This is a genomic window from Natronorubrum amylolyticum, assembly GCF_052040145.1.
Classification (GTDB): Archaea; Halobacteriota; Halobacteria; order Halobacteriales; family Natrialbaceae; genus Natronorubrum.
Genome location: NZ_JBPPFW010000001.1, coordinates 951,187 through 969,139, shown reverse-complemented (window position 1 = coordinate 969,139; position 17,953 = coordinate 951,187). Strand labels below are relative to the sequence as shown.

Sequence of the window (17,953 nt, the reverse complement as noted above, 5' to 3'; positions counted from 1 at the left end):
TACGGCGGGTACCGGTTTCCGGGTTTCGGCTTTCGGTCGACAGGAGAGCCTTCGTCGCTTGGAACCGGACTCGACGAAGCATTCACCCAGTTATTCAAAACTCACATAGATGTGAAAATGTGGGGGTATGAACAGTGTGCGTGCCTACTCTGCACCCGCGAATGGCACCCATATACGATAATTTATTCACCGCGTTAGCGGACGCGGAACGACGGCAGATTTTGTTCGACCTGGCGAACGGACCCGATTTGATCGATATTGACTCGCCGCCCGACATCGTCGGGGACGGCGGTGACGTACGCATCAAACGACAGCACGTTCATCTCCCCATGCTCGACGAGTACGGGTTTATCGACTGGTATCCGAACGCGAACGCTATCGAAGCAGGTCCTCGATTCGACGAAATCAGGCCCGTTCTGAAGGTGCTGGCCGAACACCACGAAACGTTCTCGACGACGTTGCCGTAACCGGACCGCGGTTTTCCATCGCGACCGATTCCGAGATTCGCACTCGGGGAACCGCTCGAACGGATACCACGTCGAAATGTACGGACAATGGGGTTTTTTTACCGCCTGTCGTACGGAGTGATAGTCGGTCGATCGAGTAGCGAGGCGCTCGAGCGAATGAGAAACTGACAGGCTTCGTCGTGGTTGGGCCAAACGAAGCCTGTCACTAACGCGTAGCAAGCGCACCCTCAAGTAGCTTGTGTGATAATCCGAGTGAATCGACTGTTACGCTCCGCCCGACCGTCGACTGCTCGTTTCGAGCGACGCTGAAACACGAATTCTTTTCCATGCGCGCGCCGTAATCTGTGTGTTCGGGTATCCGAATTCGTGGTTGGGCCATGACACAGAACGAAACTACAACGGAAGCGATTAGTCTACTGCAGGACCTCGGACTACAGGAGTACGAGGCGCGCTGCTTCGTCGCATTGAACAAATTGCCTAACGGAACGGCCAAAGAGATCCACGAAATCTCGGACGTCCCGCGCACGAGGGTGTACGACGCGATTCGCATCCTCGAGTCCCAGGGATTAGTGGAGGTACAACACTCGAGTCCACAGCTGTATCGCGCCGTCGCCATCTCCGAGGCGACGCAGATTCTCCGGCAGAAGTACGCCAGTCGGATCGACACGCTCGAGACGTATCTCGAGAACACGGACGTTCAGAATCTGGACGACGACGATCACGTCCAGGAAATCTGGTCGTTGACCGGTCACCACGCGATCGAGTCGCGGACCCTCGACCTCATCGAGAACGCGGAGTCTGAGATCGCGCTTCTCGTCGTCGACGAGGGGATCATGTCCGACGCGCTGTTCGACGGACTCGAGGAGGCGATCGATCGCGACCTCTCGCTCGTCCTCGGTGGACAGACGGAGGCGACGGCGGAAGTGCTCGAGTCGCGGCTTCCGTCAACCCAGGTGTTCGAAACCGGACTCCACTGGCTCACCGGCATCGAGGGCGACAGCGAGGTAGCGATCAGCCGGATCCTGCTCGTCGATCGCGAGACGCTGCTGATCGGTTCGTACTACCCGGATGGCGACGAAACCGGCGAGCAGGCTATCTTCGCCAAAGGGCTCCAGAACGGTGTCGTGGTGTTGTTACGCCGGTTAGTGACGGCGGGACTGCCCGAGATTCGAGATCCAGCCGACTGACGCTTCGAAACCGATGACCAGAAACCGCCGGTACCGACTCCGATGCGGGAGGGCGGTGCCGGACCCGATACCGTCGGTGGGTGCCGTATCGGGCGCGTTATGATGGTGCCGGCGGGTGCCGTGCGGAATCGAACCAGAAGTCTTCGATCGCCTGTGCGAGCGTATCGAACTCGTCGGGCGTGTCCGGTTTCGTGAGGTACGCGTTCGCCGCTCGCTCGTAACTTTCGACGATGTCTTCTTCGGTCTCCGAACTCGAGAGGACGAGAATCGGCGGCGGCGGGTAGTCCAGTTCGTCCTTGAGGATCTCGAGAATCCTGAAGCCGTCTATCCGCGGGAGGTTCAGATCGAGGAGCACCAGATCGGGGTCGGTACTCGAGGTGTCCGTCCCGCAGACGTCGAAGTATCTCGTCGCCTCTTCGCCGTCGGTGACGATGTGGAACTCGATCTCGCTGTCGATCGACTTGAACGCTTCTTGGGTCAGCCGGACGTCACCCGGGTTGTCTTCGACGAGCAGGATGTCCACCGGCTCGGTAGGGGTATGACTGGGCATTGTACTCGAAGACACCTAGTGGCGTCGGGCGCCTAAAGGTGGCCCCTACACATGTGGTGTTCCGGTTTCGCCCGTCGCAACGGGCCGAACGCGAGTCGACCGTGCGTATCACGGAACGGCTTTTACCCCGGCGGTCGCCTGCTTTCCTATGAACGTCGATATCGGTAACGCGCTCGCGTCCGTCGCCTCGCCGGGCGTCTCGAGGGAGTCTCTCGAACGACTGGACGAGCAGGTCGCGGACGCCCACGACCGAATCGAACGGGGGATGGACGCCCACGAACACGGCTACGAAGCGTTGAACCTCCCCGTACGGACCGATCCGGACGAGATCAGAACGGCCGTCGAACCGGTCGCCGACGCCGACGCGCTGATCACGGTCGGCATCGGCGGCAGCGCACTGGGTGCGGCGACGATCACCGACGCGCTCGCCGACGAGAGCGACACGGAGGCCGTCTACCTCGACAACGTCGACCCCGAGTGGGTGTCGAGCCACCTCGAGCGACTCGATCTCGAGAACGCAGCGGTCAACGTGGTCTCCCGCTCCGGAACGACGGCGGAGACGCTGGCCAACTTTCTGGTCGTGCGCGAGGCCTTCGAGGACGCGGACGTCGACTGGACGGAGCGGACCATCGTCACGACCGGCGAGTCGGGTCCCCTCCGGGACCTCTCGGACCGCCACAATCTCCCGTCGCTGAAGGTCCCCGACGGCGTTCCGGGTCGCTTCTCCGCGCTCTCTGCTGTCGGCATGGTCGCGGCCGAAGTCTGCGGGCACGATCTCGACGCACTGCTCGCGGGGGCGGCCGCCGAGCGCGAGACCCTCTCGGGATCGCTGTTCGACTGCCCAGCCTACGCCTACGGCGCGGTGAGCTACGCGCTGGACCAGCGCGGGGCCGGGATCAACGCGATGGTTCCCTACGCGGAGTCCCTCGAGACCTCCGCCGAGTGGTTCGCCCAGCTCTGGGCCGAGAGTCTGGGGAAAGACGACCTCGGGCAGACGCCGGTGCGCGCACTCGGCGTCACCGACCAGCACTCACAACTGCAGCTCTATCGGGCGGGACCGCGGGACAAACTCGTCACGTTCGTCTCGCCCGGCGAGACGGACGATCGTCCGATTCCCGACACCGACGTCGACGATCTGGCGTACCTCGGCGACGCGACGCTCGGCGAACTGCTCGAGGCCGAGTTCGAGGCCACCGAGGCCAGCCTGGCGGCGGCCGGCCGGCCGAACGTCCGGCTCGAACTCGAGCGCGTCGACGAGTACGAACTCGGCGGCCTGCTGTACGGACTGGAGGCCGCCTGCGTGCTCGCGGGCGAACTCTACGCCGTCAACACGTTCGAACAGCCGGCCGTCGAGTGGGCGAAGAAGGCGACTCGAGGGCTGCTCGGCGGCGGCGAGTTCGAAGAGGCCGAGGCCGTCGCCGAGAAAACGGAGCTTCGAATCGAACGATAGCAGCCGACACTGGCGGTTCCCCGGAATCCGCTCGACGACCTGTCGGACGGATACATCCGTGAGTAGTAGCGCGGGTGAGGCTGCTAACGGGCTCGTAGGCACAGTTATCGTGTCGTAGACGACACGTTCCCTATGGCAACACTCGAGAGCGCGACGCTCTGGACACATATCGCAGCCGGCGTCGTCGCCCTACTGGCGGGACTCGTCGCCGTCGTGACGGTGAAAGGCGGCCGACGGCATCGACGTGCCGGACGCGTCTACGTTGCCTCGATGGGTGTCGTCGTCGTAACGGTATTCCCCCTGCTCGCGCTCGAGCCGTCGTCGAATCGCGTGTTTCTCACCCTTGTCGCCGTCTTCAGCGGCTACTTCGCGTTCACCGGCTACCGAGTGCTCGCTCGAAAGCGACCGGCGGACGAGGCGGAGCCGGTCGACTGGGCGGCCGCGGTACTCGTCGTCGGCGCGTGTCTCTTCCTCGGCGGTTGGGGCGTCGGCTTTCTCGTCGGGGGCAATTCGTTCGGAACCGTGATGATCGTTTTCGGGCTGATCGGCCTCGTCGTCGGCGTCTCGGATCTCCTGGCGTTCCGCGATTCGGATCGTCGAGAGCCGTGGCTGAACGACCACCTCGGGCGAATGATGGGCGCGTACATCGCCACCGTCACCGCCGTGTCCGTCGTCAACTTCACTTCGGTCTCGCCCGTCCTGAGCTGGCTCTGGCCGACCGCGATCGGGGTGCCACTCATCTGGTACTGGTCCCGCAAGTACGCCAACACTGGCCCGTTCGCCCGTCTGGTTCCGAAGGCCTGAGTCATCCTCGAGCGGACCGACGGCCTGTCCGATCGGTTTCGCTCCGTTCCGGTTCGCCTAAGAGCGCGCACGCGAACACCCACGTATGAGCGACACCGCACGGGCGGCCGACGGCGACGGCGTCCAGCGTTCGTCGACGGCAGTCGTGCCGACCGCCGGAACCGTCCTCTCGGCCGTCGCGCTCGTCGCGCTCCTCGGCCCCGTTCGCCGCGGAGTCGCCGACCCTGCACTCTGGGCCGCGGCGGCCGCCGCATTCGTGGCTACCGGCGCCTTTTTCGCCCGCCGGCACGGGTTCCTCGAACGCCGCCTCGCCGGCTCGGTCGCCGCCGGATCGAGCCTCCTCACCGTCGTCTGCTCCGGCTACGTGATCACCCAGGGCGTGCTCGGCTCGGTCGCCGTCCCGGGCCTCGAGTGGTCGATCTCGCTGCTGTTCGTCGCGTTTTTCCTGGCGACGGCCGCCGTCGGCGTCGGCGTCGCCGACCGCACCGGTGTTTCGGGCCAGGGACTGTTCCACCGACTCGGACAGACGGTCGAGATGACGGTGCTCGGTGTCGCCGGGCTGGTCGGTATCACGGTCGCGTCGATCTTCCTCTCGATTCCGGTGCAGCTAACAGGGGGTGAGGGCCCGGAACTGGCGTGGACGGTGATCGAGTACCTCGCGTTCGCGATCGGACTCGGCGGCGTCGCGGTCGGCTACCTCGCCCTTCGCGAACGCGACCTGTCGTTTATCGACCTCGAGCGACCGACACTTCGGACGGTCGGTTGGATCGTCGTCGGCCTGATCCTGATACTCGGAGCGAACCTCGGCATCTCCGCGCTCATGGGAGCACTCGGCATCGAGTCCTCCGAGCACACGACGACACAGCGAGTGGTCGAGAACCCCGATCTGCTGTACGTCATCATCCCCGCGATGGTGTTGGTCGTCGGTCCGTTCGAGGAGCTCCTCTACCGGAATATCGTCCAGAAATCCCTCTACGAGACGTTCTCGCGGTACGGTGCCGTCGTCGTCGCGAGCGTCGTCTTTACGCTGGTCCACATTCTGGCGTACGCAACCGCCGGGGCGGGCGAGCTTCTCGCGAGCCTCTCGCTGTTGTTCGTGCTCTCGCTGATACTCGGCGTGCTCTACGAACGAACCGAGAATCTGGTCGTGCCGGCGCTCGTTCACGGTTGTTACAACGCGGTCGTCTTCGCGACGCTGTTGCTGTAGTTACGGAGTCCTGGGACCGGTAGAATCGCGACGACGGCCGGTTACGACGGGTTCTTGCGCGCCAGTTCCGAGCCACAGATCGGACAGCGATCCTTCTGTTCGTCGAACTCGCGGCCACAGCCCTGACACTGGTAGTGCCAGTGGCGCTGTTCGTCGATCCCTTCTCGGGCGATCACTTCGACGGCGACGTTGAGCTTTTCGGCGACGTTCTGCATCGCGTAGTCGTCGGTCACGAGCGTTCCGTCGAGTTCGAAACTCGCCGCGACGAGTCGGATGTCCGTCTCCGAGAGGACGTCCAGATCACCGGACTCTTTGGCCGCACGCTTAACTTTCTCGGTCGTGTCCTCGTTGGGGATGTGGATGTGCATCCCCGAGCCTTCCATCGCGTCGTAGCGATAGGCGGACTCGTCCTCGAGTTCCTCGCGGACGAGCGGAATAGTCGCAGTCTGTTCTGTCGTGTGAAAGTCGTGGATAAACGCCGAGGAGTCGAGAATGTACATTCCGTTAGCGCTGGACGACGATGTAGTCTTTCACCGCTTGGACGCGGTTGACGGGAACGAGGAACCGGCCGCCGTCGTCGCGGTCGAAGTCGACCGACCGGGACGGCAGCTCTTCGTCGGGTTCGATGACGAGGTTGTGCAGTTTGCCGGACTTGAGATCCATCGTGATGTTGTAGAGCAGTCCCAGTTCAGTGCCGTCGGAACCCATGACGGACTTCCCCGAGAGATTTTCAGCGAGTATATCGCTCATGCATACCCGTTCTTACTAATCGGTATTAAAAACCACGGCGTCGTCAGACGGACGTCGGTCGCAACGAACGATATCGGCAACGGTTCGCAGTCCTCCCGACCCACGACTCGCGGTGATACTGTCGGGCAGAAGTCAATGAAGAGAATTCGCCGGACGGAAGCGGCGAGTTTCCACAATAGTTCTGCCCGACAGTATGACGAACCCCTCGCCATCGCCGTCAACGCGGCCGCGGATGACGATGGGTTTAACTACCGCTCTACCGACGCGTTAGATAAGACCTTCTCGGGTGGTTCACCATGTCGAATACGGATACGCGCGACCCAACATCTCTCAGAACACCGATCGTCGCCGTCCTCGGACACGTCGATCACGGCAAGACCAGTCTCCTCGATAAGATACGCGGCTCTGCGGTCATCGAGGGCGAAGCAGGGGCGATTACCCAGCACATCGGCGCGACAGCCGTCCCGCTGGACATCATCTCCACGATCGCGGGCGATCTCGTCGATCCGGACGATTTCGATCTCCCCGGCCTCCTCTTTATCGATACGCCGGGCCATCACTCCTTTACCACGCTGCGCTCTCGCGGCGGTGCGCTGGCGGATATCGCCATCCTCGTCGTCGACGTCAACGACGGGTTCCAGCCCCAGACGCTCGAGGCCTTAGAAATCCTCAGTCGCTCCCAGACGCCGTTTATCGTCGCGGCGAACAAGATCGACACCGTTCCCGGCTGGAACGTCAACGAGGACTCGCCGATCAACGACACCTACGAGGCCCAGTCGGACCGCGTCCGCAAGCGACTCGACGAAAAGCTCTACGAGATCATCGGGAACTTAAGCGACGAAGGGTTCTCGGCCGACCTCTACTGGCGGGTGCAGAACTTCCAGCGCAACGTCGGCGTCGTCCCCGTCTCGGCGATGACCGGCGAGGGCGTTCCCGACCTCCTGACGGTGATGATGGGGCTCTCCCAGCGCTACATGAAAGAGGAGATGGAGATCGACGTCACCGGCCCCGGTGTCGGCACCGTCCTCGAGGTCAAAGACGAGAAAGGGTTCGGCACGACCATCGACACCGTCCTCTACGACGGGACGATCAGGGCCGACGATCAGATCGTCATCGGCGGGAAGAACGAACCGATCGTCACCGACGTTCGGGCCCTGCTCCAGCCCCGCCCGCTCGCCGAAATCCGGACCGAGAGTCGGTTCGAAAAAGTCGACGAGGTGTCGGCCGCTTCGGGGATCAAGGTCGCCGCGCCCGATCTCGAGGACGCGATGGCCGGCGCGCCCGTTCGCGTCGTTCGCGACCGGCCGCTCGAGGACGTCGTCGGCGAGGTACGTGCCGAACTCGCGGACATCGCCGTCGACACCGAAGAGCAGGGCGTCGTCGTCAAGGCCGACACCCTGGGCAGCCTCGAGGCGATGGCCGACGCACTCGACGAGGTGGAGCTTCCTATCGTCCGGGCGGAAGTCGGTGACATCGCGCCCCGGGACGTTTCGGTGGCCTCGACGGCCGAGGAGCCGAAACAGCGCGTCATCCTCGGCTTCAACGTCGACGTCCTCGGCGACGCCGAACAGCGCGCCGAAAACGACGACGTGCGGATCTTTACGGACGAAGTAATCTACCAGCTCATCGAGGAGTACGAGGAGTTCGTCGACGAACTCGAGCGCGCTCAGCAGGATACGATCCTCGAGAACGTGATTCGACCGGCCCGATTCCGGATTCTGCCGGATCACACCTTCCGCCAGAACGACCCCGCGGTCGTCGGCGTCGAGGTGAACTCGGGGACGATACAGAACAACGCGAACGTCGTCAAGTTCGAGAACAACGAACCCAACCGCGTCGGGCAGGTCAAAGGGATTCAAGAACAGGGCGAGGACGTCGACGAAGCCCGCGCGGGCAACCGCGTCTCGGTCGCCATCGACGGCCCGACCGTCGGCCGTCAGATCGAAGAGGACGATGAACTCTGGATCCAGATTCCCGAGAAGCACGCGAAGATCTTAGAACAGGAACTCGCGAGCGAGATTCCCGGCGACGAACTCGAGGCGCTGAACATGTACCTCGACAAGCAGCGCAGTCGGGACCCGTTCTGGGGCAAGTAGCTATAGTAGCCACTGAACGTCACTGTACATCCGATCGCAGGACGGCGTTGCGATCGGTATGTGAATCGTTTCAGTTGTTACTATACGTAGTCAGGTCTTCGTCGTCCACAACACTGTTCTGCCGGCTCGAGAGCCCTTGACTCAACTCGCTCCGGGACTCGACGGCGATCGTTTCGAGTTCGTCGCAGGTTTCCTCTGGGAGCGTCCCGAACCCCCTGCGCCAGTTCGGTGTCGACTCCTCGAGCAGCCGATCTATGAGCTCCGACACGCTCTCGTCGTCCCGTCTTCTCGCGTGGAGACGTTCGTAGACGTCTTCTCTAATCCGGATCGATTTCGTCTCCATACGTCTTGTCTTGACGTTCGAACACAAAAGTGGTGCCTCGAGAGCCGTACCGCCGGTCGCCATCGGAACGTCTCGTCGGCGTTCTCACCGCCCGCCCGCTCGCTCACCCGACGCTCGAACCCGCTCGTAGGCGGGTGCCAGCAGGTAGTCGGCGACTCCACCGACGACGGCGAAGGCAGCGATCTCGAGCGAGCCGAACCCGAGCGAGAGTGGTGCGTTCAACGCGCCGAACAGGCCGACGAGACCGATCCCGGGACCGATGCCGACGGTCCGCTGAGTAGTGTACTCCTCGTACCAGACGACGATTCCGAGCCCAAGTAACGCGCCGCCGACGGCGGCCACCGGACCGACGACGGAGAGCGCACCGAACAGCAGTCCACCGACGACGAGCCCGATTCCGAGCCGGCGAAGCTGTGCGACCTGATCGATCTCGTCCTCGTCTTCGGCTGACATACCGTCCGGTAATCAGTTATCCGTCTTAACTTATTCCCGTTGAACGGTTCCTGAGTGACCACAGATCACTGATCCTACAACGCCACCGCCGAATCGCCGCTATCCTTATCGTATCGTCCGGCTTATAACTCACATGAATCAGTTAGTTTGGGTTCTTGCCGTGTTGTACGTCGTCCTCGGAGCCGGGCTCTTCTACGGGCTGGCGATCGGTTCGGGGACGCTCGCTCTCGCCGCCGGTGGACTGCTCGCGGTACTCGCCGTTCCCCAGTGGATCGTCCTCTCCAGAGCCGATGGCCGAACGCACACCCCGGGGCCGGTCCCACGTGACCGAACCTGAATCCGGCTTTACTCCGCTCGCTCGAGTCGCACTCGAGCCCCTCCCTCGAGATCACCCAACGGCGATACGTCCTCGAGCAGCGCGACGACGGTGACGGGTGCAGCGGCCCGCGGTTCACCTTCGTGACTCGCCGGTGTTTCCCCCCAAAACAGACACAGCTTGTCACCTGATGGCCAGTAGGTGATCGCGCCTTCGGGGACCACCTCCCGAGCGTTTTCCGGCGGCGCGTCGAGCGCGAGATCGAAGTACAGTTCGTCGCCCCAGCGAATCCCGTCGCCGGCGACGGGGAGCGCCGACTCGAGCGCCGCCCTCGTTTCGGGTGCCTCGTCGGTCCAGGTCGCCTCGAGCGAGCGGTCGTCGACGGTCACGGTCAGACCGGCCATACGCGAGAGCAGATGCCCCTCCCACTTCAGTGTGTAAACTCCGCCGTTCGGGAGCGTTCGGCTCGCTCGCGTGCGCGTTGGATTCCCTCGAGAACGTTCTCGGGATCGTCGATAGCCGATCGATCGCAGCGGATATCGAGCCAGCGGCCGCGCTCTATGACGAGTTCGTCGTCGGTCAGCCGAACGTCGTCGATCGCGTCCCACGGCACGAGTTTTTGCTGGTGGGCCCGGTCGAGAACGATCCCGGCCTCGTGAGCGCGGAGGTCGCTCTCACCCCACCGTTTGGAGCCGTCCTCGTCGTGCGGATCGAACCAGCCGTTCGTTTCGCTCCACTGCATGAACAGCCAGAACCCGCCGTAGAGCAGAAACCACATTCCGTTGGTGTGTCCCGTATAGATGCCGACGAGGCCGCCGGCGACCAATAGGAGCGCGCCGACGGTGGTGAGAATGTCCCAGACGCCGCTGTGGAACCGGGCGTTTTGCCACGACCAGGTGGCCGTCGGTTCGTCCGCGGTCGCGGCGGCCACGTATCTGTTGCGAGTCATTCGGGCCACGCCGACGGCGACGGTGGCGGTGAGCACGGTGAAAGCAATCGTAACAGTGGTCAGCCGCGCGGAGTACTCGAGCGGGGCGAACGCGGGCACGACGAGCATCGAGGCGAAGGCAACTGCGGGGAGATAACAGCCGAGCCGTCGACTCCGGCTCAGGCCGATCCGTTCCGGCAGGCCGCGGAGTCGATCGCCGAAAATTAAGGCGAGGACCAGGACGGCTGTCACCGTACTGGGTGCGGTCGCGAGGATCGCTGCCATCGACGCGTCGGCGACGATTCCGGCGACCGTCGCCAGCCCGGCGACGATAATTCCGAGATAGAAGCCGATTGCGGCCTTGAAGCCGATATCGAGCTCCTCGCCGGTCTGTTTGGGGATCGAACGTCGTTCGTGGGACGCCACAGTGTCTCACTAGTTGTCGGTTTGCTATAAAATAATTCGGACACGGATCGCGGAGTTCGGCCGACGATCCGTACATCCCTGTAAGGATTAACACGCTGTTCGTGGTGGATCGTCGTATGCTCGCGCAGCTGTACCAGTACAAACACGAGGAGGTCCAGTTCGACGACAACCGGACGACCGGCGAGTCCCAGACCGAAGATTCGGTCAATCCGGATTCCGAGGAGTACTTCGGCGCGGATATCGAGGAGTTCGACGGCGAAATCTGGGAGACGGTCGAGTACGAGGGCGATCCGATCCAGCGCCGATCCGTTACGCTCGACGGGATCACGGCGATATCCGTTCCGCAGGAGCCGACCGACGAGACCGATCCGGGCCTTCCCGGATACACGATCCAGTTCCGTACGGGTGGTGAAATGGAGTCCATAGAGCACGCCGCGATCGTCGAAGTACAGGACGAAAATCCCCAGTAGCGGGCGAGAAAACCGGGGACGGCTCCCTGTCTTCGGAGCTACGGACGATCGGCCGATCGCCAATCTTGTCACGCTCGAGTATGACAGTGGCTCTCGCTGGCGGGCCGGTCCCGAAATCGTTTTCAACCGCTCACGCGGACAGTCGGTATGCCGACGGAATCGGACACTCATTATGACCCTTCCCTGGGGAACAAGTTCATCTTCGTCACCGGCGGCGTGATGTCGGGACTCGGCAAGGGGATCACGGCCGCGAGCACCGGCCGGCTCCTCAAAAACGCCGGGTTCGACGTCACGGCGGTCAAGATCGACCCGTATCTCAACGTCGACGCGGGGACGATGAACCCATACCAGCACGGGGAAGTCTACGTTCTGGAGGACGGCGGCGAGGTCGACCTCGATTTAGGGAACTACGAACGGTTCCTCGATATCGACATGACCTCGGACCACAACATCACCACCGGGAAGACCTACCAGCACGTCATCGAGAAGGAGCGCGCGGGCGACTACCTCGGGAAGACGGTCCAGATCATCCCGCACATCACCGACGACATCAAGCGTCGGATTCGGGAGGCCGCCGAAGGCACCGACGTCTGTATCATCGAAGTCGGCGGGACCGTCGGCGACATCGAGGGGATGCCCTACCTCGAGGCCTTACGCCAGTTCGCCCACGAGGAACCCGAGGAGAACGTCCTCTTTACCCACGTCACGCTCGTCCCGTACTCGAAAAACGGCGAGCAGAAGACGAAGCCGACCCAGCACTCCGTCAAGGAAGTGCGGTCGATCGGCCTTCAGCCCGACGTCATCGTCGGTCGCTGCGAGGACCGACTCGATCCCGAAACGAAAGAGAAGATCGCGCTCTTCTGTGACATTCCCACCGACGCGGTGTTCTCGAATCCGGACGTCGAGGACGTCTATCACGTCCCGCTGATGGTCGAAGAGGAGGGGCTCGACCAGTACGTCTTGGAGCACTTCGGACTCGCCGAAGACGCCCTGCCGGCCGCGGAGCGCACGAACGACTGGCGCAAGATCGTCACCACCGAAAAGGAAGGCGAGATCGACATCGCGCTGGTCGGGAAGTACGACCTCGAGGACGCCTACATGTCGATCCACGAGTCGCTGAAACACGCCGGCTTCGAGGTCGGCGTCGACGTCAACGTCCACTGGGTGCCGGCCGACGAGATGGCCGACGGCCACGATGGGCAACTCGAGGATGTCGACGGCGTCATCGTCCCCGGCGGCTTCGGCATGCGCGGTTCGGAGGGCAAGATCGAGGCCGTTCGCTACGCCCGCGAGAACGGGATTCCCTTCCTGGGGCTCTGTCTGGGCTTCCAGATGGCCGTCGTCGAGTACGCCCGGAACGTGCTGGGCCTCGAGGACGCCCATTCCGCGGAGATGCTCGAGGACACGCCCCACCCCGTCATCGACATCCTGCCCGAGCAGTACGAAGTCGAGGACATGGGCGGAACGATGCGACTCGGCGAGCACACGACCGTCATCGAACCGGAGACGCTCGCGTACGAGCTCTACGACGACACGTCCTGTACGGAGCGCCACCGCCACCGCTACGAGGTCAACCCCGAGTACTTCGACGACTTCGCGGACGAGCCGCTGACGTTTTCGGGTACGGCCGGAAATCGGATGGAGATCCTCGAACTCGAGGACCACCCGTTCTTCTTCGGAACCCAGTTCCACCCCGAGTACACCTCTCGGCCCGGTCAGCCGAGCCCGCCGTTTTTGGGACTCGTCGAGGGCATTCTCGAGGAGTCCGGAGCTGACGAGGGCACAGAGATCGAGAAGGAATCGACGAGCGACACCGAAACTGAGGTAACCCACTGATGGTAGAGACAGCAACGTTCGTTCCAGAGGCAGTAGCAGAGATCGGCGACGAAATCGGCGACGCCAACGCCGTTATCGCCCTGTCCGGCGGGGTCGACTCATCGGTCGCCGCCGCTTTGGCCTACGAGGCCATCGGCGACCAGTTGACTCCGGTCTACGTCGACACCGGCCTGATGCGCAAAGGCGAGACCGACCAGATCCGCGAGACGTTCGACTACATGGAGTCGCTGCGGATCGTCGACGCGAAAGATCGGTTCCTCGACGCCCTCGCCGGCGTCACCGATCCCGAGGAGAAGCGCAAAGTCATCGGCGAGCAGTTCATCCGCGAGTTCGAGCGCGAGGCGAAAGACACCGAGGCGGACTACCTCGTCCAGGGGACGATCTACCCCGACCGCATCGAGAGCGAGGGCGGGATCAAGTCCCACCACAACGTCGGCGGACTGCCCGACGTCGTCGACTTCGAGGGCATCGTCGAACCCGTTCGCGACCTCTACAAGGACGAGGTCCGGGAGGTCGCACGCCACCTCGGACTCGACGAGATCGTCGCCGAACGGATGCCGTTCCCGGGTCCCGGACTCGCCGTCCGCGTCATCGGGGAAGTGACCGACGAGAAACTCGAGGTTGCCCGCCTCGCCTGTCACGTCGTCGAGGAGGAACTCGAGGAGTACGAGCCGTGGCAGGCCCTCGCGGCCGTCATCGGCAAGGCGACGGGCGTCAAAGGCGACAACCGCGTCCACGGCTGGGTCGTCTCCGTCCGGTCCGTCGAATCCCGCGACGGGATGACCGCTCGCGCCCAGGAGATCGACTGGGAGACGCTCCAGCGCATCCAGTCCCGAATCACCGGTGGTCACGAGAACGTCGCCCGCGTCGTCTACGATGTTACCCACAAACCGCCAGCGACAATCGAGTACGAATGACGGAGCTAAACGTAGTCGTCGCCGGCCCTGACGAGGACGCGATCGGCGACGCCCTCGAGGCCGAGGGCGCGAGCGTCACCCGTCTCAACGGCGTCGTCTCCCGACCCGCACTCGAGGAGGCCGGAATCGTCGACGCCGACCTGTACGTGCTGACCGACGTCGGGCAGGCGACGACGATTCCGGTCGTCTGCGATCTCACCGACGACATCCGGACCGTCGTCTACGCGCGCGACACCGTCCCGGAGTTCGTCAAGGGACAGCTCGACCTCGCCGTCGATCCGAAGCTGATGGACGCCGCGATGGTCGCCGAAGAGCTGACCGGTTGAATCGGGACGACGGCCGGTTTCTTTTAACCGAACGCGTGGCTCGAAAGAGACGGATCCTGGTACTGTCTCGATAAAATCGTTATTGTGAGTGATATTGGGAGTATAAACGTTCGTAAGCCCGTTTTCGGCCGGGTAAACTCGGATTGAATTCGACGGAATCCGGTGTAAGATTCTAATACCATCGCCGCCGTTCAAGTGGCTCCCACCGATACTGACAGATGGAGGTCGACGGGCAGACCCCACCAAGGCATCCACCGCCTGTACCCGTGACTTCCAGCAACCCCACCACAGCACCCTTCCCCCCACCATTGCCACACCGTACCGTTTCCCCGGTTTCGACGCGGGCTCTTGCACCAGCCCGGGTCACCTGCGGTTGGCAGTCGAGGCGCGTCTTCTTCGCGCCTCGAGTTGGGTTCTAGCCGACGTCCATCGTCGATAAGCAGCACCGCCCGTTTCGTACTCAGTCCTCACGAAGCCGTTTCAGTACGGGAATCTCCTCGAGTCGCTCGTCGTCGAGTGCCGACCAGTCGATTCCGGTCGGCTGCGGTCGTCCGTCCGGACGCAGCGTTCGCTCGGGCGTGACGAGCAGGTCCATCGAGACGTCGTGGTCGTCGATCGCGACCGCTTCGTCGATCACCTGTCGTTCGTGGACGGTCGTCGCGACCGTCGTCGACGAATCGACGAGTCCGAGATCGTAGAGGATCGCGTACTCGAGGTCGCTGTAGCCCTCACCCTTGCCGATCCGATCGCCTGTATCCGTCACCGCAACGCTGCCCGAGACGATCAGGTCGATCGGTTCGACCGCGTCGGGGCCGACCTGTTCGCCGTGTTTCGACGACCCCGACACCGTCGTCGCCGCGTCGTAGTCCTCGAGTACGTCGGGATCCAGTTCGAGAAAGCAGTCTTCGTCCGCGAGTCGCGGGACGGCCATGTAGACCGTCTTCCCCTCGCGGAGGGCGCGTCGCCGGACGGGCAACTGCGGCGCGTCGGGGTTGGCCTTGATCGTCGACGCCGACTTCCATTCGGGTGTGGCTGCGAGTCGGTCTGCAGCCTCGTCGGCCCCGGCGAAGTTCGGGATCCGGCCGTGCGGTGGGAAGGGGAATCTGGCCTCGCCGCTCTCTTCGAGATCGTCCCAGATGCGTTCGCGGACGGACTCCTTGTCGACGTCGCCGGTTCGGTCGTCTCGGTTCCGATCGCCGTCACTCATTTGCGTCTCCGACCGTGGATTCGCCATCGGTGTCGTTCGTCGTCTCGTCGTCTCGGTCGCTTTCGTCGTCGTCCCGCTTGCTCTCGTCCGTATCCCCCTCACTTCCGGCTTCGCCTCGCTCGCTCTCGTCTCGGTGTGCACGAGCGACCCCGACGAGGTGGCGCATCTCGGGCAGGATGATCTCCTCGATGCCGAGCCGAGCCGCGGGCGCTTTGCCGGGCAGACAGAATATCGGAACGTCGTCGGCGATGCCCGCGATCGTCCGGGCGGCGACGATCTGACTCCCGACCGCCTCGTAGCCGAGCGCGGTGAACAGCTCGCTGAACGCGGTGAGTTCCTTCTCGAGTAACGGTTCGACGGCTTCGATGGCGACGTCGCTCGGTTCGACGCTGGTCGCGCCGCTGGTCACCACGACGTCGACGTCGCCGCGGTCGATCATCCGGGCGACGATCGACTGGACTCGGTCGTGGTCGGCGTCGATGTGTTCCCGCGTCGCAACGTCGTGGCCCGCCTCCTCGAGCGCCGTGACGATGACGTTGCCGGCGGGGTCCGACTCGAGTTTCCGGTCGGCCGAGATCGTGACGACGCTGACGCCGAGCGGCTCGCGCTCGGCCTCCTCGGTGGCCCGGTCGTCGTCCCCGTTCTCGTCAGTTTCCGGGTCTTCGATTGCAGTTTCTTCCCCCTCCGGCGACGTGTTCCGGCTCGGATCCGCGGTCATACCGCCTCGTTCGAGCGCCGATGGGTAAAACACTGGCACTGTCCGTCCACCCTCGGTTCGCGGCAGTACGAACTGCTGTCGCTCTCGAGGTCGTCAATGGTGCCCTGAAAGCGGTCCGCCGGTGCTGGGAGCCCAACTGTTATGGACGACGTTTCCGTTGCATTGGGTGTATGCAGGCAGTCAAAATCACCGAACACGGCGACACCGACGTCATCGAGTACGGGGAGTATCCCGATCCCGAGGTCGACCGCGACGAGGTGTTAGTCGACGTGAAGGCCGCGGCGCTCAACCATCTCGACATCTGGACGCGGCGAGGGATGCCCGGGCTGGATCTCGAGATGCCCCACATCCCGGGCAGCGACGGGGCCGGTATCGTCGAGGAAGTCGGCCAGGACGTCACCCGATTCGAGGAGGGCGACCGCGTCGCGCTCTCGGCGGGCGTCGGCGACCTGCGGATGGACGACCCGACGCTCGATCCCCGCTATCACATCATCGGCGAGCACGTTCCGGGGATCCACTCCGAGTACGCCGCGATCCCCGAGGACAACCTGATTCCCGTCCCCGAGCACGTCGATTGGGAGGTCGCCGGCTCGAGCTGTCTCGTCTTCCAGACCGCCTGGCGGATGCTGATCGAACGGGCCGACCTCGAGGCCGGCGAGAAAGTGCTCGTCCTCGGTGCGAGCGGCGGGGTCGGCCACGCCGCACTCCAGATCGCGGACTACGCGGGCGCGGAGGTGTACGCGACCGGAAGCACTGAGGAGAAACTCGACTACGCCGAAGAACATGGCGCAGACTACGTCTGTAACTACGAGGAGGAGGACTTCGCGGACTGGGTCCGCGAGGAGACCGGCGGTCGCGGCGTCGACGTCGTCGTCGAGCACGTCGGCGCGCCCACGTGGCAGGACTCGATCAAGAGCCTCACCAAGGGTGGTCGACTCGTTACCTGCGGCGGCACTGCCGGTGGCAACCCCGAGACCGACATTCCACGGATCTTCTGGAACCAACTCGAGATCATCGGCTCGACGATGGCGACCCCCGACCAGGTCGACGACGTGATGGAACTCGTCTGGGATGGAACCTTCGAGCCCGCGATCCGCGAGGAACTGCCGATGAGCGAGTCTGCGCGCGCCCACGAGATCATCGAAAACCGAGAAGGGTTCGGGAAGGTCGTCGTCCGGCCCGACAGCGAACTGTAGTCGCCACCGGCAGCCAGTCGTGCGGATTTCCCGGTCGGGATCGATTCGTGAACAACGCTCGGTATCGGTGAAAGCGTTGCCAGCCGGACCGATCAGGCTCCGTGCGGTGGCGCGCGCTGTCGGTCGGCCGAACGAAAGTGAGGTCGGGCGACGAAAACGTGCGAGGGATGAGCGAGTGAACATCGTGAACGAGTGAATCGGTTGGGGAGGGTGTGGCACTCATCGCTGCCAGCAACTGCGGAACACTCGTTTCCATTAGCCTCGTTTCGCAACACGAGCGTTCACTACGCCCAGCGAGTGATCGGG

General features: G+C 63.5%; 21 protein-coding genes. 12 read left to right on the top strand and 9 right to left on the bottom strand.

From position 1 onward, the window contains the following. Positions 1-248 precede the first annotated feature (248 nt). Positions 249-467, top strand: a complete 219-nt coding sequence (locus ACSFDB_RS04895) for a hypothetical protein (protein WP_440769893.1) — start codon at positions 249-251, stop codon at positions 465-467. Positions 468-844: 377 nt separating this feature from the next. Then, positions 845-1,654, top strand: a complete 810-nt coding sequence (locus ACSFDB_RS04890) for a TrmB family transcriptional regulator (RefSeq protein WP_440769892.1) — start codon at positions 845-847, stop codon at positions 1,652-1,654. Positions 1,655-1,751: 97 nt separating this feature from the next. Here ACSFDB_RS04890 and ACSFDB_RS04885 read toward each other — a convergent pair whose 3' ends face one another. After that, positions 1,752-2,204 (bottom strand): response regulator, encoded by a 453-nt coding sequence (locus ACSFDB_RS04885; protein ID WP_440769891.1) that lies wholly within the window; start codon positions 2,202-2,204, stop codon positions 1,752-1,754. A gap of 148 nt (positions 2,205-2,352) precedes the next feature. Between ACSFDB_RS04885 and ACSFDB_RS04880 the strand changes: the two genes are divergently transcribed. The 3 genes from ACSFDB_RS04880 to ACSFDB_RS04870 all read left to right on the top strand — a co-directional run bounded on the left by ACSFDB_RS04880 (position 2,353) and on the right by ACSFDB_RS04870 (position 5,665). Then, complete coding sequence (locus ACSFDB_RS04880; protein ID WP_440769890.1) at positions 2,353-3,654, top strand: phosphoglucose isomerase-related protein; 1,302 nt, start codon at positions 2,353-2,355, stop codon at positions 3,652-3,654. Positions 3,655-3,786: 132 nt separating this feature from the next. Further along, positions 3,787-4,458 (top strand): DUF2306 domain-containing protein, encoded by a 672-nt coding sequence (locus ACSFDB_RS04875; RefSeq protein WP_440769889.1) that lies wholly within the window; start codon positions 3,787-3,789, stop codon positions 4,456-4,458. A gap of 85 nt (positions 4,459-4,543) precedes the next feature. Continuing rightward, entirely contained in the window at positions 4,544-5,665 is a 1,122-nt protein-coding gene (locus ACSFDB_RS04870) for a CPBP family intramembrane glutamic endopeptidase (RefSeq protein WP_440769888.1), read from the top strand. Positions 5,666-5,706: 41 nt separating this feature from the next. On the opposite strand, the gene ACSFDB_RS04865 is transcribed toward ACSFDB_RS04870, so the two are convergent. Together ACSFDB_RS04865 and ACSFDB_RS04860 are read right to left on the bottom strand one after the other, a co-directional pair. Then, a complete protein-coding gene (locus tag ACSFDB_RS04865) occupies positions 5,707-6,165 on the bottom strand; it encodes an NOB1 family endonuclease (RefSeq protein WP_440769887.1) in 459 nt (152 codons plus the stop codon). A 4-nt stretch (positions 6,166-6,169) separates the two neighbouring features. Further along, positions 6,170-6,415: a PRC-barrel domain-containing protein gene (locus ACSFDB_RS04860; protein ID WP_006089064.1), complete on the bottom strand. Its 246-nt coding sequence runs from the start codon at positions 6,413-6,415 to the stop codon at positions 6,170-6,172. Between the two features lie 296 nt (positions 6,416-6,711). Here ACSFDB_RS04860 and infB point away from each other — a divergent pair, with 296 nt between their 5' ends. Continuing rightward, positions 6,712-8,511 carry a translation initiation factor IF-2 gene (gene infB, locus ACSFDB_RS04855; RefSeq protein WP_440769886.1) on the top strand — a complete coding sequence of 600 codons (1,800 nt, stop codon included), beginning with the start codon at positions 6,712-6,714 and terminating at the stop codon, positions 8,509-8,511. Between the two features lie 70 nt (positions 8,512-8,581). Here infB and ACSFDB_RS04850 read toward each other — a convergent pair whose 3' ends face one another. Both ACSFDB_RS04850 and ACSFDB_RS04845 read right to left on the bottom strand, forming a co-directional pair. Beyond that, on the bottom strand, positions 8,582-8,854 hold the full coding sequence (locus ACSFDB_RS04850; protein WP_440769885.1) for an antitoxin VapB family protein: 273 nt from the start codon (positions 8,852-8,854) through the stop codon (positions 8,582-8,584). Positions 8,855-8,938: 84 nt separating this feature from the next. Further along, the gene (locus ACSFDB_RS04845; RefSeq protein ID WP_440769884.1) at positions 8,939-9,307 is read right to left on the bottom strand and encodes a hypothetical protein; all 369 of its coding nucleotides are present in this window, start codon (positions 9,305-9,307) and stop codon (positions 8,939-8,941) included. A gap of 133 nt (positions 9,308-9,440) precedes the next feature. Between ACSFDB_RS04845 and ACSFDB_RS04840 the strand changes: the two genes are divergently transcribed. Beyond that, entirely contained in the window at positions 9,441-9,644 is a 204-nt protein-coding gene (locus ACSFDB_RS04840) for a hypothetical protein (protein WP_440769883.1), read from the top strand. Between the two features lie 8 nt (positions 9,645-9,652). On the opposite strand, the gene ACSFDB_RS04835 is transcribed toward ACSFDB_RS04840, so the two are convergent. Both ACSFDB_RS04835 and ACSFDB_RS04830 read right to left on the bottom strand, forming a co-directional pair. After that, a complete protein-coding gene (locus ACSFDB_RS04835) occupies positions 9,653-10,027 on the bottom strand; it encodes a cyclophilin-like family protein (protein WP_440769882.1) in 375 nt (124 codons plus the stop codon). Between the two features lie 26 nt (positions 10,028-10,053). After that, positions 10,054-10,977 carry a hypothetical protein gene (locus tag ACSFDB_RS04830; RefSeq protein WP_440769881.1) on the bottom strand — a complete coding sequence of 308 codons (924 nt, stop codon included), beginning with the start codon at positions 10,975-10,977 and terminating at the stop codon, positions 10,054-10,056. Between the two features lie 116 nt (positions 10,978-11,093). Between ACSFDB_RS04830 and ACSFDB_RS04825 the strand changes: the two genes are divergently transcribed. From ACSFDB_RS04825 to ACSFDB_RS04810, 4 genes are all read left to right on the top strand, one after another. Next, a complete protein-coding gene (locus tag ACSFDB_RS04825) occupies positions 11,094-11,447 on the top strand; it encodes a hypothetical protein (protein ID WP_440769880.1) in 354 nt (117 codons plus the stop codon). A 147-nt stretch (positions 11,448-11,594) separates the two neighbouring features. Next, the gene (gene pyrG, locus ACSFDB_RS04820; protein ID WP_440769879.1) at positions 11,595-13,283 is read left to right on the top strand and encodes a glutamine hydrolyzing CTP synthase; all 1,689 of its coding nucleotides are present in this window, start codon (positions 11,595-11,597) and stop codon (positions 13,281-13,283) included. Beyond that, the gene (guaA, locus tag ACSFDB_RS04815) at positions 13,283-14,200 is read left to right on the top strand and encodes a glutamine-hydrolyzing GMP synthase (RefSeq protein ID WP_440769878.1); all 918 of its coding nucleotides are present in this window, start codon (positions 13,283-13,285) and stop codon (positions 14,198-14,200) included. Before pyrG ends, guaA begins: the two co-directional genes overlap by 1 nt. Further along, positions 14,197-14,526 carry a DUF7126 family protein gene (locus ACSFDB_RS04810; protein WP_440769877.1) on the top strand — a complete coding sequence of 110 codons (330 nt, stop codon included), beginning with the start codon at positions 14,197-14,199 and terminating at the stop codon, positions 14,524-14,526. The genes guaA and ACSFDB_RS04810 overlap by 4 nt, the downstream gene beginning before the upstream one ends. A 460-nt stretch (positions 14,527-14,986) precedes the next feature. On the opposite strand, the gene ACSFDB_RS04805 is transcribed toward ACSFDB_RS04810, so the two are convergent. Beyond that, entirely contained in the window at positions 14,987-15,733 is a 747-nt protein-coding gene (locus ACSFDB_RS04805) for a 5-formyltetrahydrofolate cyclo-ligase (RefSeq protein WP_440769876.1), read from the bottom strand. After that, positions 15,726-16,451, bottom strand: coding sequence for a MogA/MoaB family molybdenum cofactor biosynthesis protein (locus tag ACSFDB_RS04800; protein WP_440769875.1), 726 nt, complete (start codon positions 16,449-16,451; stop codon positions 15,726-15,728). Before ACSFDB_RS04800 ends, ACSFDB_RS04805 begins: the two co-directional genes overlap by 8 nt. A gap of 170 nt (positions 16,452-16,621) precedes the next feature. On the opposite strand from ACSFDB_RS04800, the gene ACSFDB_RS04795 reads away from it, so the two are divergent. Beyond that, complete coding sequence (locus ACSFDB_RS04795) at positions 16,622-17,647, top strand: zinc-binding dehydrogenase (RefSeq protein WP_440769874.1); 1,026 nt, start codon at positions 16,622-16,624, stop codon at positions 17,645-17,647. Positions 17,648-17,953 lie beyond the last annotated feature (306 nt).

Coding starts and splice junctions, on each gene's coding strand:
- ACSFDB_RS04890 (WP_440769892.1), top strand. CDS start 845: ATGACACAGAACGAAACTACAACGGAAGCGATTAGTCTACTGCAGGAC.
- ACSFDB_RS04885 (WP_440769891.1), bottom strand. CDS start 2,204: ATGCCCAGTCATACCCCTACCGAGCCGGTGGACATCCTGCTCGTCGAA.
- ACSFDB_RS04880 (WP_440769890.1), top strand. CDS start 2,353: ATGAACGTCGATATCGGTAACGCGCTCGCGTCCGTCGCCTCGCCGGGC.
- ACSFDB_RS04875 (WP_440769889.1), top strand. CDS start 3,787: ATGGCAACACTCGAGAGCGCGACGCTCTGGACACATATCGCAGCCGGC.
- ACSFDB_RS04870 (WP_440769888.1), top strand. CDS start 4,544: ATGAGCGACACCGCACGGGCGGCCGACGGCGACGGCGTCCAGCGTTCG.
- ACSFDB_RS04865 (WP_440769887.1), bottom strand. CDS start 6,165: ATGTACATTCTCGACTCCTCGGCGTTTATCCACGACTTTCACACGACA.
- ACSFDB_RS04860 (WP_006089064.1), bottom strand. CDS start 6,415: ATGAGCGATATACTCGCTGAAAATCTCTCGGGGAAGTCCGTCATGGGT.
- infB (WP_440769886.1), top strand. CDS start 6,712: ATGTCGAATACGGATACGCGCGACCCAACATCTCTCAGAACACCGATC.
- ACSFDB_RS04850 (WP_440769885.1), bottom strand. CDS start 8,854: ATGGAGACGAAATCGATCCGGATTAGAGAAGACGTCTACGAACGTCTC.
- ACSFDB_RS04845 (WP_440769884.1), bottom strand. CDS start 9,307: ATGTCAGCCGAAGACGAGGACGAGATCGATCAGGTCGCACAGCTTCGC.
- ACSFDB_RS04840 (WP_440769883.1), top strand. CDS start 9,441: ATGAATCAGTTAGTTTGGGTTCTTGCCGTGTTGTACGTCGTCCTCGGA.
- ACSFDB_RS04835 (WP_440769882.1), bottom strand. CDS start 10,027: ATGGCCGGTCTGACCGTGACCGTCGACGACCGCTCGCTCGAGGCGACC.
- ACSFDB_RS04825 (WP_440769880.1), top strand. CDS start 11,094: ATGCTCGCGCAGCTGTACCAGTACAAACACGAGGAGGTCCAGTTCGAC.
- pyrG (WP_440769879.1), top strand. CDS start 11,595: ATGCCGACGGAATCGGACACTCATTATGACCCTTCCCTGGGGAACAAG.
- guaA (WP_440769878.1), top strand. CDS start 13,283: ATGGTAGAGACAGCAACGTTCGTTCCAGAGGCAGTAGCAGAGATCGGC.
- ACSFDB_RS04810 (WP_440769877.1), top strand. CDS start 14,197: ATGACGGAGCTAAACGTAGTCGTCGCCGGCCCTGACGAGGACGCGATC.
- ACSFDB_RS04805 (WP_440769876.1), bottom strand. CDS start 15,733: ATGAGTGACGGCGATCGGAACCGAGACGACCGAACCGGCGACGTCGAC.
- ACSFDB_RS04800 (WP_440769875.1), bottom strand. CDS start 16,451: ATGACCGCGGATCCGAGCCGGAACACGTCGCCGGAGGGGGAAGAAACT.
- ACSFDB_RS04795 (WP_440769874.1), top strand. CDS start 16,622: ATGCAGGCAGTCAAAATCACCGAACACGGCGACACCGACGTCATCGAG.